The sequence below is a fragment of the Daejeonella sp. genome, from assembly GCF_017495225.1.
GTDB lineage: Bacteria > Bacteroidota > Bacteroidia > Sphingobacteriales > Sphingobacteriaceae > Daejeonella.
The window spans coordinates 36,920-54,451 of record NZ_JAFEIG010000023.1 but is presented as its reverse complement, the minus strand read 5'-3'; the positions used below and the strand labels follow the sequence as shown (position 1 = coordinate 54,451).

16 protein-coding genes are annotated in these 17,532 nt (G+C 35.7%); 8 read left to right on the top strand and 8 right to left on the bottom strand.

All coding sequences use genetic code 11. The features are described from left to right. Window positions 1–64: 64 nt before the first annotated feature. The gene (locus QZ136_RS10235; RefSeq protein WP_291403116.1) at window positions 65–748 is read right to left on the bottom strand and encodes an OmpA family protein; all 684 of its coding nucleotides are present in this window, start codon (window positions 746–748) and stop codon (window positions 65–67) included. A 65-nt stretch (window positions 749–813) separates the two neighbouring features. Between QZ136_RS10235 and QZ136_RS10230 the strand changes: the two genes are divergently transcribed. The 4 genes from QZ136_RS10230 (at window position 814) to QZ136_RS10215 (ending at window position 3,906) form a co-directional block, all read left to right on the top strand. Then, window positions 814–1,641 (top strand): SDR family NAD(P)-dependent oxidoreductase, encoded by an 828-nt coding sequence (locus tag QZ136_RS10230; protein ID WP_291403114.1) that lies wholly within the window; start codon window positions 814–816, stop codon window positions 1,639–1,641. 176 nt (window positions 1,642–1,817) lie between these two features. Then, window positions 1,818–3,038, top strand: coding sequence for an SH3 domain-containing C40 family peptidase (locus QZ136_RS10225; protein WP_291403112.1), 1,221 nt, complete (start codon window positions 1,818–1,820; stop codon window positions 3,036–3,038). A 22-nt stretch (window positions 3,039–3,060) separates the two neighbouring features. After that, window positions 3,061–3,321, top strand: a complete 261-nt coding sequence (locus QZ136_RS10220) for an RNA-binding protein (RefSeq protein WP_291403109.1) — start codon at window positions 3,061–3,063, stop codon at window positions 3,319–3,321. Between the two features lie 192 nt (window positions 3,322–3,513). After that, window positions 3,514–3,906 carry a DUF1573 domain-containing protein gene (locus tag QZ136_RS10215; protein ID WP_291403107.1) on the top strand — a complete coding sequence of 131 codons (393 nt, stop codon included), beginning with the start codon at window positions 3,514–3,516 and terminating at the stop codon, window positions 3,904–3,906. Window positions 3,907–4,064: 158 nt separating this feature from the next. Here QZ136_RS10215 and QZ136_RS10210 read toward each other — a convergent pair whose 3' ends face one another. From QZ136_RS10210 to QZ136_RS10190, 5 genes are read right to left on the bottom strand one after another with little or no spacing between them, the layout of a single operon-like run. Then, window positions 4,065–4,601, bottom strand: a complete 537-nt coding sequence (locus QZ136_RS10210) for a YfiT family bacillithiol transferase (protein ID WP_291403105.1) — start codon at window positions 4,599–4,601, stop codon at window positions 4,065–4,067. A gap of 50 nt (window positions 4,602–4,651) precedes the next feature. Further along, window positions 4,652–5,437, bottom strand: coding sequence for an SDR family oxidoreductase (locus QZ136_RS10205; protein ID WP_291403103.1), 786 nt, complete (start codon window positions 5,435–5,437; stop codon window positions 4,652–4,654). Between the two features lie 22 nt (window positions 5,438–5,459). Further along, window positions 5,460–6,161: an ABC transporter ATP-binding protein gene (locus QZ136_RS10200; protein ID WP_291403101.1), complete on the bottom strand. Its 702-nt coding sequence runs from the start codon at window positions 6,159–6,161 to the stop codon at window positions 5,460–5,462. Between the two features lies 1 nt (window position 6,162). Further along, a complete protein-coding gene (locus tag QZ136_RS10195; protein WP_291403099.1) occupies window positions 6,163–7,635 on the bottom strand; it encodes a DUF5687 family protein in 1,473 nt (490 codons plus the stop codon). Window positions 7,636–7,667: 32 nt separating this feature from the next. Beyond that, window positions 7,668–8,948: a replication-associated recombination protein A gene (locus QZ136_RS10190; RefSeq protein WP_291403097.1), complete on the bottom strand. Its 1,281-nt coding sequence runs from the start codon at window positions 8,946–8,948 to the stop codon at window positions 7,668–7,670. Between the two features lie 413 nt (window positions 8,949–9,361). On the opposite strand from QZ136_RS10190, the gene QZ136_RS10185 reads away from it, so the two are divergent. Both QZ136_RS10185 and QZ136_RS10180 read left to right on the top strand, forming a co-directional pair. Further along, window positions 9,362–10,237, top strand: a complete 876-nt coding sequence (locus QZ136_RS10185) for a hypothetical protein (protein ID WP_291403095.1) — start codon at window positions 9,362–9,364, stop codon at window positions 10,235–10,237. A 159-nt stretch (window positions 10,238–10,396) separates the two neighbouring features. After that, window positions 10,397–12,532 (top strand): carboxy terminal-processing peptidase, encoded by a 2,136-nt coding sequence (locus QZ136_RS10180; RefSeq protein ID WP_291403093.1) that lies wholly within the window; start codon window positions 10,397–10,399, stop codon window positions 12,530–12,532. Window positions 12,533–12,769: 237 nt separating this feature from the next. Here the strand turns inward: QZ136_RS10180 and QZ136_RS10175 are convergent, their stop codons facing one another. Then, window positions 12,770–13,702 carry an SPFH domain-containing protein gene (locus tag QZ136_RS10175; RefSeq protein ID WP_291403091.1) on the bottom strand — a complete coding sequence of 311 codons (933 nt, stop codon included), beginning with the start codon at window positions 13,700–13,702 and terminating at the stop codon, window positions 12,770–12,772. A gap of 193 nt (window positions 13,703–13,895) precedes the next feature. After that, complete coding sequence (locus QZ136_RS10170) at window positions 13,896–14,441, bottom strand: NlpC/P60 family protein (protein WP_291403089.1); 546 nt, start codon at window positions 14,439–14,441, stop codon at window positions 13,896–13,898. Window positions 14,442–14,714: 273 nt separating this feature from the next. Here QZ136_RS10170 and pdhA point away from each other — a divergent pair, with 273 nt between their 5' ends. Next, complete coding sequence (gene pdhA / locus QZ136_RS10165) at window positions 14,715–15,710, top strand: pyruvate dehydrogenase (acetyl-transferring) E1 component subunit alpha (RefSeq protein ID WP_291403087.1); 996 nt, start codon at window positions 14,715–14,717, stop codon at window positions 15,708–15,710. 34 nt (window positions 15,711–15,744) lie between these two features. After that, window positions 15,745–17,373 carry a pyruvate dehydrogenase complex dihydrolipoamide acetyltransferase gene (locus QZ136_RS10160; protein ID WP_291403085.1) on the top strand — a complete coding sequence of 543 codons (1,629 nt, stop codon included), beginning with the start codon at window positions 15,745–15,747 and terminating at the stop codon, window positions 17,371–17,373. Window positions 17,374–17,532: the final 159 nt, after the last annotated feature.

Below are 17,532 nucleotides of genomic sequence, written 5' to 3'. Positions count from 1 at the left end.
AAAATTTCTCTTTTATATAAAAATCCCCTTGAAATATCATTCCAAGGGGATTTGCGTTAAAAATTTAATTATTACGTGCCTGTTTTGCTTCTGCCTTCATTTTTTCATTGGCTACGATAACAATCTCAACACGGCGGTTTAAAGCTCTACCAGCTTCTGTTTCGTTATCAGCGATTGCTTCTGTTTCACCTCTTCCTTCAGTTGACAAACGGCTTGATAAAATACCTTTGCTTTCAATAAGCGATTTTACCGATGTTGCACGACGTTCTGAAAGCTTTAAATTATATTCATCTGTACCACTAGCATCTGTATGACCAACAATTAAAATGTCAGTGTCTGGATTATTTTTAAGGGAAATTGCCAAATTTTCAATATTGGTTCTTGCATTTGCTTTTAACTCAGCTTGGTTCAAGTCAAATAAGATTCCAGAATTAAATTTGACTACAATGCCTTCACCTTCACGAATTACCTCAGCATTGGGAATAGAATTTTTAATTTCCTCCGCCTGACGGTCCATTTTGCGTCCAATAAAAGCACCTGCTGTACCGCCTATTGCACCACCTATAAGTGCTCCAACTGCGGTGTTTCCTACTTTCTTACCAATAATTGCACCAATAACACCTCCTGCAGCTCCACCAATTACAGTCCCTTTTTGTGTTTTTGTAGCAGTAGCGCAACCTTGGAAAATAATTGAAGTGATCGAAAACGCTAAGATTAATAGCGTTGATTTTAATTTTAAAGTTTTCATAATATTGTATTTTTATACTGAACTTGTTCAAATTCTATGCCCAACATATATTATTTATTGAATTAATGAACTCAAAATTAAAAATTAGTCTCTTAGGTTGCGGATGGCTAGGTTATCCACTCGCCCTAAATCTAATTTCGAGAGGTTTCATGGTCAAGGCAAGCACAACTAGTGCCGGAAAGATTGACATGTTCAAGTCGGTAGGAATTGAACCTTACCTCATCAATTTTGATGGTTCTGACAAAACTTCTGATTTAGAACAATTTTTAACAACTGACATTCTCATTATATCTATTCCGCCAGGTAGGAGAAGTGTAGATGGACTAGCCAATTACCGTCAAATGGCGCAATTGATTAGAAAGCAATTAGAGACATCGCAGGTATCAAAATTAATTTTCATTAGCTCCACATCGGTTTATCCTGAGTCAAATGAGATATTGAATGAATTTTCCGAAATAGGGCCTGAGACTGAATCTGGTAAAGTTTTAGCAGAGACGGAGGCCTTATTTTCAGAATTAAACATGCAGGTAATTTTGTTAAGATTATCAGGATTAATTGGTCCTAATAGAATGCCAGGCAGGTTTTTTGCTGGTCAGGAAAATGTTCCAAACGGATTAGCACCGGTAAATATGATTCATTTGGATGATGCGGTGGCACTTATTAATTGTTTAATCGACTCGGAAACTGCTCAAGGTGTTTATTTAGGGTGTTCGCCTTCCCATCCCACTAAAGAAGAATTTTATAGTCTTGCAGCCCAATTTGAGAATTTAGTAGCACCTACTTTTATTCCCGAAAAAGTCAAATGGAAGACAATCTCGAGTGAACGAACAATTCAAGAATTAAACTTCAAATATAAATACCATTCTTTGTTAGATTGGTTAAACAAAGTCTAATTTTATACAATTTAAATTCATAATAATCTGATTATCAATTAGATAATTCATTAGTTTACAAAATTGTAACAAGCTAATTTTATAGGTCATATTTTCGCATACTTTACTTAATTTTATATTAATTGGAATTTGTTTCATGTCTAATCTGGAACATTCCATTTTCGTCTTTTTTTTATATGAAAAAACTATTTTTTATTACTCTGATTTTATTTATCAGTTTATCTACTAAGGCTGCTTTTCAAGATTCAACATTAATTAAGAGAATTAATCAGCTTTCTACGCAAGTTCAAAAAAAATACGCGCCTGATAAAAGAACCGAATTTTATGAGCTTAAGCTTGAAAAATCAGATCCTTTAAGCTATCATTTACAGGTAAGTAATCCAGAGGCGGTTCAAGAATTTAAAGCACTTTTAAAGAGTGAAAATTTATCAGTCATTCTGAAAGAGGATATTTTACCTTCAAAAGACCTTGGAGAAGCTATTTATGGGGTTTCTAATCTTTCGGTGATTAATACGCGATATGCGCCAAATCATGCGGCAGAGATGGCTACACAAGCCACTCTTGGTACTCCAGTAAAAATTTTGAAAAAAGAAAAGGGACATTTCTTTGTCCGAACTCCTGATAATTACCTTTCTTGGACAGAATCAAGAGGTATTATTCCGATGAACAAGGCAGATTTTGAGAACTGGCAAAGTTCCCAAAAAATAGTTTATAGTGATTTATTTGGATTTGCTTATTCAGAGGCTTCAGAATCATCATCACCAGTTTCCGATCTTGTTGCAGGCAATATTTTACAACTTTTGGATGAAGCTAAGGGTTTTTACAGAGTGTCTTTCCCAGACAAAAGAATAGCCTATATTTCAACAAAAAAGGCTCAGTTATTTGATCAATGGAAAAAGCAAGCCAATCCGAGCGCCGATCAAATATTAAAAACAGCACGTAATTTTTTGGGTATTCCTTATTTATGGGGTGGAACATCTGTAAAGGGATTAGATTGCAGTGGTTTTACGAAAACGAGCTATTTATTACATGGAATTGTGCTTCCGCGCGATGCGTCACAACAAGCTTTAGTGGGCGATGCGGTTGATATTCTTGAAAACGATACATTGAGTATTTCCAAGGCTCTAAAAAATTTAAAGCCGGGTGATCATTTATTTTTTGCTGCCGATAAGCGTACAAAAAAAGTTACTCATACTGCATTGTATATTGGGAATGGTGAGTTTATTCATGCTGCTGGATTGGTTAGAATCAATAGTATGATTAGCGGATCAAAAAATTACGATGATTTTCAATCTAGAACCTTAGTAAGCGCACGCCGTGTATTAACGGCTATTGGAGATCCTGAAATTACGAGAATTGATAAACATCCCTATTATCAAGGGCAAATAAGCCAATAAAAGCAAACCAATTTATAAGCATATGAATATTTTTGTAGGAGGCCTTCCATTTAAAGTAGATGAAAGGGAATTAAGAGAAATCTTTGAAAAGTTTGGAGAACCTAGTTCGGTTAAGATAATCATGGATAAGCAAAGTGGCCGTAGTAAAGGCTTTGGCTTTGTGGAAATGGATGATGAAGAAGCCGCTCAGCAAGCCATTGAGGCATTAGATGGAAGCGAATTATATGGACGCAAAATTGGTGTTCGCGTTTCTGAAGAAAAAAAGCCTGAAAAGAGGTTTTAAAAAGCATATTTTATAAAAAGAGGCTTCGTAAGAAGCCTTTTTTATACATTTTAGAGTAATTTTTGAGTTACATTTTTTTTTATCCAGTTAAAATCCGGTAAAATGTTTAATTTTGTAATATAAATTAAATCTGTTTTTACATCGATTCAGCTAAATATTGAATAGCAGAATTATAATTAAAACTAATAGAATATGAAAAAGTTAATCATTCTTTGCAGCGTATTTTTCTTATTTGCGTCTGTATCAGCAGTAAAGGCTCAAAATAAAGCCGAATTCAAGTTTGTAACAGAAACTCACGACTTCGGTAAAATTCCTCAAGGAAAGCCAGTTACTGTAGATTTTAAGTTTACAAATATTGGTGATGAGCCATTAATTATCAGCAATATTGCTAGTGTTTGTGGATGTACAGTTCCAAAATATACCAATACACCGATATTAAAAGGTCAGACTGGTACAATTACTGTAACTTATAATGCTGCTGCAATGTCGTTTTTCAGCAAAGGTTTAACAATTACCTCAAATGCAAAAACTCCTACTAAAGTTATTTATGTAAAGGGTGAGGTTGTTGCTGCACCAGCTAAGTAATTAAAATTAAAATCATTAAAAAGCCCCTCCAAGAAATTGGAGGGGCTTTTTTTTGTAGCCTTTTCAGTAATTACTTTGCTAAAAATTGTTTAGGGTGAGTTTTAATCGGTTCAAAGATTTGCGAAGAGACGCCTCTTTTTGTTCGTTAGTACTATTTCTTATTCCCAATTAAATCGCTTTTTTGTTTCAGTTATGTGAGCGAGATGATGGTTACAATGCCAGGCATAAACACCTATATTCTCGTCAACTCTAAAGGTTTTTCCGTGTTCTGGATGAATAAAAATTTTTCTGTATTGTTCGTCTGTCAAATTGTTTAATAAAACTGTCCATCTTTCGTGTATCCCTTCTATCATTTTCAATGAAGGTTCAATGGGCATACTTTTAGTATCAAGAAGTTCAGCCCAGCGTTCTTCAAAATATGGTTTTATTATTGGTTGGTCTTCTGTCAATGCAAGTTTTAAACGAGTCAAACTGTTCATATGGCTGTCGGCACAATGGTGAACTACTTGTCTCAATGTCCAACCTCCAGGTCTGTATTGCGTGTCAAGTTGCGTGTCAGTCAAGTTAAGAACTTCGCTTGAAAGTCTTTTAGGGAATGTTGAAATGTCAGATACCCACATTTTTAAAATATCTTTGGTGATTTTTGATGGTTTGTCAAACTTACCAATCGGAAATTTTAGTTTTTCCCTGTCCATTTACTTTATTTTGAACGTGTGTCTGTTTAGTTTGACCGCTAACTGTTATCCTAAAGGGATTGCGTCTTCCCACCATCAACAGGAACATTAATTCCGTTGATGTAAGATGCTGCGGGACTAGCAAGAAAGGCAATGGCTGCCGCAACTTCTGAAGCATCTGCAATTCTTCCTGCGGGAATAGTGCCAATCATCTCACTTTTTACAGCTTCGAAACTTTTACCTTCTTTTTCAGCTATCGAATTAATCAGAAATTCTAGTCGCCCAGTCATAGTAAAACCCGGTAACACATTATTAACTGTAATGCCATAGGGGCCAAGCTCAAGAGCTAATGTTTTTGCCCAGCTGGCAACAGCACCTCGAATGGTATTTGATACACCCAAGCCTTTTAATGGTGTTTTAACAGAGGTTGAAATAATATTGATGATTCGGCCAAAAGCGTTTTTCTTCATGCCTGGGACTATTGCTTGAACAAGAATTTGATTACAAATCAAGTGCATATTAAATGCACTGATAAATTGATCAGTGCTGGCATCAATGGCTTGTCCGCCTGCCGGACCGCCAGTATTATTGATTAAAACATCTACATTTTTATCTTTTAGATAATCGTTTAGCACGGTTCTTAATTGCTCCGGATTGCTAAAATCTGCGATTAAAATCTCATGTTTTTGACCTTCTTGAAGGGCTAATTCTTTTAAAACCTTTTTTAAAGCGTCCTCATTTCTGGCAAGCAGGCACACATTGGCACCCATCAATGCGAGCTCTATCGCGCTAGCTTTACCAATTCCTTGGCTGCTTCCGCATACTAATGCTCTTTTTCCCTTCAGGTTTAAATCCATTTCCTTTTATTTCTGTAGGATGCTAAGATAATACAGAAAAGTATTCTTCAAGTTCTTGAAGTGTATTAGAATTAGTTGCGATATCTTTTATGATTTTACCTTTTTCCATTAAAAGAATGCGATCACAAACTTCAGTAACGTGATTTAAATCATGACTCGAGATAAGGCAGGTAATTTGCTTCTCTTTATTTAAGTCTTTAATGAGGTTTTTTAATCGAATTTGAGTACTTGGATCAATATTTGCGAAGGGTTCATCCAACATCAATAGCTGTGGGTTCTGAATTAAGCATGCTGCCACGCCTACCTTCGTCTGGTTTCCTTTGGAAAGATCGCGGATATATTTTCCTCGATCTAAAATCTCAGAATTGAAGAAATCACTAAAGTTTTCTAATTCAGTATCTATTTGAGCCTTGTTTTTATTGTGCAATCCTCCAATAAAATGAAAGTATTCTTCTGGAGTTAGGTAATCAATCAAAAAACCTTCATCCAAATAAGATGCGGTGTACTCTTTCCATTCTTCATTTGAGGCCACATTTTTTTCATGAGATAAAACCTCTCCTGCATCGGGTCTAATGAGGTCGAGCATCATCCGAAATAATGTTGTTTTTCCGGCACCATTATTTCCAACTAAACCAATTGATTCGCCTTTTTTGATGCTTAATTGTGGGATATTTACAACATTTACACCGTAATATCCCTTTTTTAAATCCTGAATCTCAATCATATTATTTATTTCTAAATCCTTCTGCAATTGTAAAACGTTTATTTTGAAATTGTTTGATTAATAAGTTCAACCAAAACTCTCTGCTAATAATAAAAAGTAATCCCGTGATGCCGATAAATGCTATTCCTGCATCCGGATAGTCCATATAACTAAATGGAAAGTATACGATAAATGGTGTTATTAAAAGAGGTAAGGACAAAATCCATTGTGATGCTCCAACGCCCTCCCAATTGAATGCTGAACCTTTACTCAGGTCAATTCTTTTATAATTCTGATTGGCAAAAAATAAAACCAAAACAGTATTTACTCCTAGGTTCCAAATGAGCATGACAAAGTGAATCAGTAACACTCTCCACCCAAAATAAACATAAGGTGTGGTGAGAAGGAAAGTGATGGATGAGAATAGCGTAAACAGTAAAAATTTGGCTTTGAAAAACTCTCTGATACTAACCTTGCTGACTAGAATTCCATCAAAATGGGCACTTTGCCAACTAAACATAAATTGGCCGTAATTAATGATAAATATTCCTGTCATGAACATCCCACAAAAGAGAATAGGGTAGTCGCTTAGATCAGGTCTGTTATAAAAGATGAGTCCGTAAAACATGAATAAAATGCTCGTCATAATCACTGATCGAGGTCTTTTATTCCTGAGAATAAGCTTAAGCTCGTTGGCTGCTAAATCGCCAGATAATCCAAATCTTCCCAAATAAGGAATTTCGGTACTCGATTTATGCGAAACACTAGCCTTGCTGAGTTCTTCCAGGTATAAATTGCTTTTCAAATACCTGAAATTCATTAAAAAAATAAGTACTGCTAGTACTAGAAAGATTAAGCTAATGGATGGTATGCTTAATAATTGGCCAAAAATCTGCGCCGATAGTGCTGAAATTGAGAAGAGTTTAAATTGAAAGTCTAATAAGACAAAAAGTAAGAGCGTACCTAAGAAAACAAGCATCCAAATGGCATTTAGGTTTACTTTTCTTTTAATCCACATACTAAAAAAGTGGTTTGTAAGCGTTAATCCCAAAATGCTCAATACATAAGCTCCAAACACTAGAAAGCCATGTGTAGGGATAAGCACTTTTATTAAAAAGGGCATACTTAAAAGAAGAGGGGTGATGTTAAATGTGCTTCCTAAAGAAGTAATAGATAGATAATTTATTATTTGATTTTTTTTGAGGCGCAAGTGTAAATAGGGTCTCACAGCGAGTGTTGGAAGTTCCTGCAATTGGAAACGCCATAATAAATCCAATAAAAAATAATAGATAATAAAACTATTGAATGTTTGGATGCTATCCTGATTAGGAAAGGTTTTTTCTAGAATGGTATCCATGAAAAATGCGACTACTAATACATTCAGTAAAAGATAGATTATCAATATTGCCATAAAAATGCGCATGGCAATACTTTTACCGGTATTTTTTGAGCGCCAAAAAGCCTTAATTTGATGGTTTAAGAAGGTTAAAGTCATATCTAAAAATAAGAAAATAATTTAATTTAAAATTAATATTTATACTTTCCTTTCCAAAGGGATTTTAAATGTTCACGTATTTTTTCTTCGGCCATATTTTTTCCGGGATTGTATAAAAGTGTTCCACTGATATTTTCGGGCAGATATTCTTGTTGCGAAAAATTATTTTCGAATTGGTGTGAATATTCATACTCTTTCCCATAGCCAATGTTTTTCATCAGTTTGGTGGGTGCGTTTCGTAAATGGAGGGGTACGGATTGGTCGCCGGTTCTCGCGACTAATTCTTGGGCTTTATTGATGGCTTCGTAGCTTGCATTGCTTTTTGCAGAAGATGCAAGGTAGGTAACCGCTTGAGACAAAATAATTCTTGATTCGGGCCAGCCAATCACATTTACAGCTTGAAAGCAATTATTAGCAAGCAGGAGTGCATTGGGGTTTGCATTGCCAATATCTTCAGAAGCTAAAATGACTAATCTTCGGGCAATAAATAATGGATCTTCACCACCAGCAATCATTCGTGCCAACCAGTAAACCGCTGCATTGGGATCACTTCCTCTTATGGATTTAATGAATGCCGAAATGATATCATAATGTTGCTCCCCTGCTTTATCATACATGGCCATGTTTTGTTGCACATGCTTCATTACCAGCTCATTGCTAATAATAACCTCATCTTTATTGATGGCATTAACAACTAGTTCAAGAACATTTAGAAGCTTTCTAGCATCACCTCCCGAAAGGCGTAATAAAGCCTCATGCTCATCAATGACAACTTTTTTCTCCTTTAAAAAAGGGTCTTCTGCAATTGCTTTATTTAAAAGCTCCAGAAGGTCTTCTTCTTTTAAATTTTGTAAGATATAAACCTGACTTCGCGAAAGTAGCGCCGAAATTACTTCGAAGGATGGGTTCTCTGTGGTGGCACCGATCAGTGTCACTAATCCTCTTTCTACTGCACCTAATAAAGAATCTTGTTGGGATTTTGAAAAACGGTGAATTTCATCAATAAACAAAATTGGAAGGTTTTCATTTTCCTCTTTCAGTAAGGCAGCTTTCTCAATCACCTCACGAATGTCTTTAACCCCAGAATTGATAGCACTTAGACTAAAAAAAGGTCGCTTGAGCTGTCTAGAGATGATAAAAGCAAGCGTAGTTTTTCCAACTCCTGGCGGCCCCCATAGTATTAAAGAAGGCAAGCGTCCACTTTCAATGGCCACACGTAGAATGGCTTCTTTGCCGACTAAATGTTTTTGTCCAACATAATCGTCAAGCGTTTCTGGGCGCATACGTTCGGCCAATGGAGGAATGGTTGCCAATTGATGTTATAATTTTTAAGCTTTTTTTGCCTGTTCTAATGTATCGATTTTTTGAGCTTTTTTTAATCTTTAAATTAGATTTTCACATTTTTATCTTGCTTCCTTTTCATTTGATGGATAATAGAATGTTATCTCTATTTTATTATTCAAAAAACTCATGAAATCACTATGTTTATATTTTAAAATATATTTTATTCAGATTTCGAATGCGCTTCAACAGATTTTTATTATTCCTGTTTTTGGTCTTTAACTTTTCATTTTTGTCTTTTTCAAAGCCAATTTCTTCAAGTATTGATTCGGTTAATTGGAGTATAATCCCCAAATTACAGAGACTTTATTCATTAGAGACTAAAGAAAAAATAAATCCTAGTGAAATTTTTAATCAGCTAAAAAAAATTGAAAATACTTTGTCTTTGAAGAAACAACTCAAAGCATCAGATAGTCCGCCACTTATTTTCCCCGTATCTGCTGGTATTTATTCAGGTTCTTTTAAAAGCGATTCGCTTAGCGCATACGAGCAGCTTATCTTTCTTTATAGGAATTTATGTGATCGTAAAGTAGAAGCTAGTGCGATACACTCCTACGGAATACATACCGCCTTGAATGGAGACATGAATGAGTCTCTGAATCTTTTTAGCGAAGCTTTAGCCATTAATTCTACACTAAAAAACAATGCTGATGTGATTAAAAACCATCAAAGTATGATGCGTATTCATGCTTTTATGGGCGATTATTTCAATGCAGTTAAATTAGGCAATACCTTGGTGGATCTTTCTTTAAGAAGTCAGAATAATGTTAGCTTGGCGGATACTTATCTATTACTTTCCCAAATATTTACTAGTCAGAATAATTTTAAGGATGCTGAAAACTTGGTGATGAGGAAGGCTTTGCCATTATTATATTATAAGTTGAATGATAAAATTGGTGCTATAAAATGCTATGATCAACTGGCATTTAATTATAAAAGTCAGAAGAGGTTTTCTGAAGCCAAATGGTTTTACATCCAATCTAATTTGCTCGCTCGGAAAATAGGGCATTCAGAAAGTATAGTAAACTCATTAATCAATTTGGCACATGTCAAAATGGCAATTGGCGATTGGCAATTAGCTCTAAATGATATCCAGGAAGCCGAGCAATTGTCAGTAAAAAATCAATATAAGTTTCAATTAATTGAAATAAAGAAAGACCTTTTTGAGTTATATGGTAAATTAGGTAATTTGAATGCTTCAAATCTAGCTTTATTGCAGTTTAAGCAATTGGAACAGGAATATTTAGGCTCAGTTCAATAAATTGTTAATCTCAATTATGCTTAATAATCATGTATTTTGAATATATTCAACATAAATTGTGAATATTACATAAACATGTTACAAGCTTTGCCTTTGTATTTGAATATTGCAATACTTAAAGTTTAAATTTGGTATCAAATTGGATATCTTAAATCTACGATGAAATTAAAATCAGTTAAAGAAATGTTAAAGAGATTATGTCTGGCCCTTTTTATTGTTGCAGCTTTATCCTGCCAGGCCGATCCAAGAGTAAATATAATTGTAGCAGATGGCGATTTACAGCCTGATAAGCAACAATCAGTTATTGCTAAGTCATTGGTAGAATTAATGGAGAATTTCCATTATCATAAAGTAGTTATTGATGATAATTTTTCATCTATTGTATTTGATGAGTATTTGAAGGCCTTAGATGGTGGTAAAACTTATTTTTTACAAAGTGATATTACTGAGTTCGAGAAATACCGATTAAACTTAGATGATGATTTACGTGATGGCGATTTGAGCGTGGCTTTTTACATCTTCAATGTTTATCAAAAGCGTTATAATGATCGCGTTAACTTTGCACTAAAGGAAATTGAAAAGGATTTCAGTTTCACTAGTAATGATAGTTATACTTATGACCGCGAAAAACTTCCATGGTTAAAGACGGAAGCCGAGTCAAATAGCCTTTGGTCAAAGCGTATTAAATACGAAATGCTTAACTTGAAGATTACTGGCACCGATCAATCAAAAATTAAAGAAACCCTTAAAAAGCGCTACGAAAATTTAATATCACAGTCTACAAAGTTCAATCATCAGGATGTTTTCCAGATTTTCATGAATGCTTTTACTGGGACTGTAGATCCCCATACAAGTTATTTTGTTCCCAATAGGGCTCAAGAATTTAATGAAGATTTGGCTCGTACATTTGAAGGTATCGGAGCTAGATTGCAATTGGAGAATGAGGTGGTTAAAATTGCTGAAATTATACCTGGGGGACCGGCATTCAAATCGAAGGCTTTACAGGCAAATGATCGAATAATTGCTGTTGCGCAGGGTAAGGATGGTGAATTTGTGGATGTGATTGGCTGGCGATTAGATGTTACTGTAACAAAAATTAAAGGGCCAAAAGGTACAGTTGTTCGTTTAAAGGTGATTCCTGCGGGACAAGAATTATCATCTACACCTAAAATCATTGAATTGATGAGAGATAAGGTGGTACTTGAAGATCAATCAGCGAAAAAGATCATTAAAACCATAAATCAAGGTGGTAAATCATATAAAATTGGAATCATACAATTACCAGCGTTTTATGCTGATTTTAAGGCTTTACAGGCAGGTGATCCAAATTACAAAAGCACCACTCGTGATGTAAAACTTTTATTAGACACTTTAAAAAGAGAAAAAGTAGATGCTGTTGTTCTTGATTTGAGAAGTAATGGTGGTGGCTCACTTCCAGAGGCAATTACGCTTACTGGATTGTTCATCAAATCTGGTCCGGTAGTTCAAGTTCGTGATCGTAGAAACCGAGTAGAAGTGAACGAAGATGAGGATGAGTCAATTGCTTGGGATGGTCCATTAGGTGTTTTCATTGATCGCTTTAGTGCTTCAGCATCCGAAATTTTTGCAGGTGCAATTCAAGATTATGGCAGAGGTGTGATTATTGGTAATCAGTCGTATGGTAAGGGCACCGTACAACAAGGTATTGATATGTCTCGAATTATCAGCACTAGTGATAAAATCATGCTCAAAGGATTGCAAACGGTTAATAATAATAAAGGAGAAAAGATAAGTTCAAGCAATGCGCCTGAATTTGGTCAGATTAATTTAACCATGGCTAAATTTTATCGTGTAAATGGTAGTAGCACCCAGCATAAGGGTGTGGTTCCTGATATTGAGTTCCCAACGGTATTTCCTAAAGATAAATATGGAGAGAGCTCCGAGCCACGAGCTTTAGTTTTTGATACTGTTCAGCCTAGTATTTTTACACCTGTTGCTAATTTAACTACAGTTAAAGCAAAATTACTTGCATTACATCAGGAGCGAATGAAAGCATCATCTGAATTCAAAGATCTTCAAGAAGATATTGCTGAATTTGCTAAGCGTGATGCAGAAACATCTATCACCTTAAATGAGGCTAAACTCAAGAAGGATCGTGAAGAGCAGGAGGCAAAATCATTAGCTCGTGAAAATAAGAAGCGAGCTGCTAAAGGTTTGGTACCTCTAAAGAAGGGAGAAAGTAAAGCCAAGGAAGATATCGACTTTATCCGCGATGAAGGATTGCAAATCATGGCCGATTTTATCCAAATAAAATAATGAAAGCCCCGGTAATACCGGGGCTCTTTGTTTGGTATTTTTTAGCTGGGTTTAATGCTTTATCTTAATTGCTTTTGAGTATTCTTCAATAGGGATAAATAGCTTTAAACCTTTCACTTTCGTTTAAGCCTCAAAGAAATTGCTAAAGCCGCATTCAAAAAAACCCCCAACTCATTCCAATTAATTGGTTTGAATTGGGGGCTAGATTAAAGCTTTTTTAAATAATATACTCAGTAATTATGCTTTTTTCTTGTCTTGAGTGTCCATGATATTGATGCTCATCATTTGCTCCATGGTACGTTTCATACCATCTGATGAACCATCCAAGAAAATCACATTTCCTTTGCCATTCTCAGCAAAATGCTTGATGGCTTCAGTCCACATAGTAAATAGAATTACTGAAGTGTCTAAATCTGCGGTTTGCATTTCTTTTGCTGCATGCGTCATACCTTTTGCAACCTCCTCACGGAAAAGTGCAATACCTTGTCCGCGTAATTGCGCAGCCTCACGTTCAGCATTAGCAGCAATTTTAATCGCATTACCATCTGCTTCAGCAGCTTTAGTTTTGGTAATTAATAAAGCTTGTCCCTCGTTTTCTGCTGCAGCTTTTAGGTTGTTAGAAGCCACCACACGACTCATAGAGGTTAAAATTACTTCATCAAAGGTAATGTCGTTTATTTGAAGATCTTGTAAATGATAACCCCAAGACTCTAGAACATTATCTAATTGATCTTTTACGTGATCCACAATGTCTTTTCTCAGACTCAAAACCTCTGCTTGTCTTTTGCTTGCAACAAAAGCACGTATAGTACCCTCAATGGTACGAATAAGTGCCTGCATTAGGTTTTGCTCGTTGATAAATTTAAAGGCCACATTCTTGATAGTTTCTTCATCAGGATTGTTTACTGAATAAAGCACCATGGCTTTAAAGTACACATTTGCTTGATCAACGGTTACCGCTTGAAATTCAAGTTCTACGGCACGATTTTGAATAGATACGCGAGAGTGAATAACCTCTATTAATGGAATTTTGAGACTTAAGCCCGGTTTTAGGAGTCTTCTATACTTACCAAAAATGGTGATTACCGCGATTGTCCCTTGTCTAACCGTTACAAAGGAGCTAAATAAAATAACGAGAGCAATGAATAAGAAAATATAAGTTCCGTACATAATAGTTAAGTTTTTTTCTTTTTAATCTATTAAAGATAGGAAGAATATTTATCAAATCAGCTTTTTTGAATCAAATAATGCTATTTTTTAGAAAACATGATTTTTGTTCAAATGCTTTAATTTGAAATTTCTAAAACCTTGGGGCATAAAAAAAGCATCGTTAACGACGCTTTTCAAAAATATTTTAATTTTATTATTCTCTAAGTTTGGCAAGCAATCGGCCGCCTTTGTAGTAGTAACGTCTCCAATAAGCTTCATCTAAATCACTGATCATCACACCTTTGCTGCTTGAAGCATGAGCAAATTTATTATTTCCCATGTAAACGCCCATGTGGGTAATTGAGCGACTTCCAATTTTGAAGAATACTAGATCTCCTTCTTTTAATTCTTCTTTATTAATTGGATTTACCATGCTAAATATATTTCTTGAATTACTTCCAATAAGAGTACTAAATACTTTATTGTATAATTCAAAAGCAAATCCTGAGCAATCAATACCTTTTTTTGTTCCACCACCTAAGCGATAAGGAGTTCCTATCCAGTCGTAAACAAATTCATATAATTTTAAGTTAGATGTAGCAGAAAGTGCAACACCCATAATTTGAGAGAAATATTCTTTTGCCAAGTTATCAGGATCTTCTACCTGAGTGGCAGGTTTTTGCTCCTTTGTATTGGTTTGTGCCTGTACAGACACTATTGAAACGATTAATAGAAAAAGTAAAATAACCTTTTTACCCATATTGTAAATGTTTTCTAGTTTTTAAAGATAAACTGAATGAACTGATTTATACGCTTTATATTTCCAGAATGTTACAAATATACGAAATTTTGTGACCTAAAGCAAGGCGAAGTGCTTAATTGTCAATTTAATGACATAGTTTATAGATAGATATGAAATAAAAATATAGATAAACAGTACAAACAATACGCTTTACTATTCTTTTTTTGGTAAGATATGGTTAGATTTGCTGACCCTAATAGGGCTAAAAAAGAATTACACATACGATTACGAATGAGTTCAATAGAAATTACGAAAGAAACCTATCTTCAGTGGTACGAGTCAATGCTTTTGATGCGCAAGTTTGAAGAGAAGGCGGGACAACTTTACGGGCAGCAAAAAATCAGAGGATTTTGCCATTTGTATATTGGTCAGGAAGCTGTAATGGCTGGTGCTATGTCGGTTCTTGGACCAGACGATTCTATGATTACAGCTTATCGTGATCATGCGCATGCTTTGGCTAGAGGCATGGGTGCAAATGAAATTATGGCTGAACTATACGGAAAAGCAACCGGATGTTCTAAAGGTAAAGGCGGTTCGATGCACATGTTTAGCAAGGAAAAGAAATTTTTCGGCGGACATGGAATTGTAGGTGGACAGATTCCTTTGGGCGCCGGTATTGCATTTGCTGAAAAATATAATGGAACTACCAATGTTTGTGTATGTTATATGGGTGATGGTGCTGTTCGTCAGGGGGCACTTAACGAAACCTTTAATATGGCGATGTTATGGAAGTTACCAGTAATTTTTGTTTGTGAGAACAATGGTTATGCGATGGGAACTTCAGTAGCTCGTACTACTAACATGGTTGATATTTACAAAATCGGATTAGGTTTTGATATGCCATGTGCGCCAGTTGATGGAATGGATCCAGTAGCTGTGCATAATGCGATGGATGAGGCAGTTCAAAGAGCTAGAAGAGGCGATGGTCCTACTTTCTTAGAAGCTAGAACCTATCGTTATAAAGGACATTCGATGTCTGATCCGGCTAAATATAGAACCAAAGAAGAGGTTGAAACTTATAAGGCTAAGGATCCTATTGAAGTGGTAAGAGCTACAATAGAAGAGAAAAAATATGCTAATGAAGCATGGTTTGACCAGATTAATGAAAAAGTAAAGGCAATTGTTGACGAATCAGTAAGGTTTTCTGAAGAATCTCCATGGCCTGATGCATCTGAATTATATGAAGATGTGTACGTTCAATCTGACTATCCATTTATCCGCGATTAATCTAAACTTTTTATAAAATACTAATCAAATAATAATGGCTGAAGTAGTAAAAATGCCGAAAATGAGCGATACGATGACAGAAGGTGTGATCGCAAAGTGGCATAAAAAAGTTGGTGATAAAGTTGGTTCGGGTGATTTAGTTGCTGAAATTGAAACCGACAAAGCAACAATGGATTTTGAGTCCTTTCAAGAAGGAACATTATTATATATAGGTGCGAAGGAAGGTGAGGCAGCGCCTGTAGATTCAGTAATTGCAATTTTAGGTCAGCCTGGTGAAGATTTTCAAGCTCTTTTAAGTGCTGCTCCAGCGCAAAATAGTAGTCCTGAGCCTAGTGCTGCAGAAGCTAAACCGGCTGCCACTAGCTCTGAAGCTCCAGCAAGCAGTGATGCGGATGCTGAGGCTTTAGGTGCTACCATTATTCGTATGCCTCTTTTAAGCGATACCATGACTGAAGGTGTTATTGCTGAATGGCATAAGAAAGTTGGTGACAAAGTTAAAAGTGATGATGCGCTTGCTGATGTGGAAACCGATAAAGCAACCATGGAAGTGATTGGCTATGCTGATGGAACACTTCTTTATGTGGGTGTTGAAAAGGGTCAAGCAGCAAAGGTTAATGATATTATTGCAATTGTTGGTAAAGAGGGAACAGATGTTACTCCTTTTCTTAACTCAGCTCCAAAGGCACAAGCGAGCGCTGCTGTTGCTCCAGTGAGTTCGGAAGCTAAAGCTGCTCCAGTAGCTGCTGCTAAGCAAGAAGTTCAATCCGACTCAGGTTCACGTTTGAAAGCCTCTCCTTTAGCGCGTAAAATCGCGAAGGATAAGGGTATAGATTTATCTCAAGTAAAGGGAAGCGCTGAAGGTGGAAGAATCGTTAAAAAAGATATTGAAGGATTTAACCTAGGTGCTCAAAAAGCGGCAGCTCCAGTTGAATCTAAAGCTGTAGAAACGCAAGCAGCAGCAATTCCACAATTTATTGGGGAAGAAAAATATACAGAGAAGCCAGTTTCTCAGATGCGTAAAGTAATTGCTAAGCGTCTTTCTGAGAGTTTATTTACTGCCCCTCATTTTTATCTAACCATGTCTATCGATATGGATAGTGCGATGAAAGCACGTACCAAAATCAATGAATTTTCGGCTGCGAAAATCTCATTTAATGATATGGTGCTTAAAGCGGTTGCAGTAGCTTTAAAGCAGCATCCGAATGTGAATTCATCATGGTTAGGAGATAAAATCCGCTATAATGAACACGTTAATATTGGTGTTGCCGTGGCTGTAGAAGATGGTTTATTGGTTCCAGTGGTGCGTTTTGCTGATGGAAAATCACTTTCACACATCTCTGCAGAAGTAAAAGACTTTGCTCAGCGTGCTAAATCTAAAAAATTACAACCATCAGATTGGGAAGGTTCAACATTTACCATTTCAAATCTAGGTATGTTTGGAATTGACGAATTTACCGCGATTATCAATCCGCCAGATGCTTGTATTTTAGCAGTTGGAGGGATCCAACAGGTGCCGGTTGTTAAGAATGGTGCTGTTGTTCCAGGAAATGTAATGAAAGTTACGCTTAGCTGTGATCATCGTGTAGTTGATGGTGCAACTGGTTCTGCATTCTTACAAACCTTAAAAGCATTGCTTGAAGAGCCTGTAAGATTATTAGTTTAATAATTTAAAACATATTGAAATGCCTTTCAGCTAAAACTGAAAGGCATTTTTGTTTGTTTGTAATTTATGATTTGAATTTAATGCAGGGTATAATTTTGCTTAATTTTGTTTTATAGCTTTATAATATGCTGTTTTAGCATTATTAATTCTTTTTTAATC

Coding starts and splice junctions, on each gene's coding strand:
- QZ136_RS10235 (WP_291403116.1), bottom strand. CDS start 748: ATGAAAACTTTAAAATTAAAATCAACGCTATTAATCTTAGCGTTTTCG.
- QZ136_RS10230 (WP_291403114.1), top strand. CDS start 814: ATGAACTCAAAATTAAAAATTAGTCTCTTAGGTTGCGGATGGCTAGGT.
- QZ136_RS10225 (WP_291403112.1), top strand. CDS start 1,818: ATGAAAAAACTATTTTTTATTACTCTGATTTTATTTATCAGTTTATCT.
- QZ136_RS10220 (WP_291403109.1), top strand. CDS start 3,061: ATGAATATTTTTGTAGGAGGCCTTCCATTTAAAGTAGATGAAAGGGAA.
- QZ136_RS10215 (WP_291403107.1), top strand. CDS start 3,514: ATGAAAAAGTTAATCATTCTTTGCAGCGTATTTTTCTTATTTGCGTCT.
- QZ136_RS10210 (WP_291403105.1), bottom strand. CDS start 4,601: ATGGACAGGGAAAAACTAAAATTTCCGATTGGTAAGTTTGACAAACCA.
- QZ136_RS10205 (WP_291403103.1), bottom strand. CDS start 5,437: ATGGATTTAAACCTGAAGGGAAAAAGAGCATTAGTATGCGGAAGCAGC.
- QZ136_RS10200 (WP_291403101.1), bottom strand. CDS start 6,161: ATGATTGAGATTCAGGATTTAAAAAAGGGATATTACGGTGTAAATGTT.
- QZ136_RS10195 (WP_291403099.1), bottom strand. CDS start 7,635: ATGACTTTAACCTTCTTAAACCATCAAATTAAGGCTTTTTGGCGCTCA.
- QZ136_RS10180 (WP_291403093.1), top strand. CDS start 10,397: ATGAAATTAAAATCAGTTAAAGAAATGTTAAAGAGATTATGTCTGGCC.
- QZ136_RS10175 (WP_291403091.1), bottom strand. CDS start 13,702: ATGTACGGAACTTATATTTTCTTATTCATTGCTCTCGTTATTTTATTT.
- QZ136_RS10170 (WP_291403089.1), bottom strand. CDS start 14,441: ATGGGTAAAAAGGTTATTTTACTTTTTCTATTAATCGTTTCAATAGTG.
- pdhA (WP_291403087.1), top strand. CDS start 14,715: ATGAGTTCAATAGAAATTACGAAAGAAACCTATCTTCAGTGGTACGAG.
- QZ136_RS10160 (WP_291403085.1), top strand. CDS start 15,745: ATGGCTGAAGTAGTAAAAATGCCGAAAATGAGCGATACGATGACAGAA.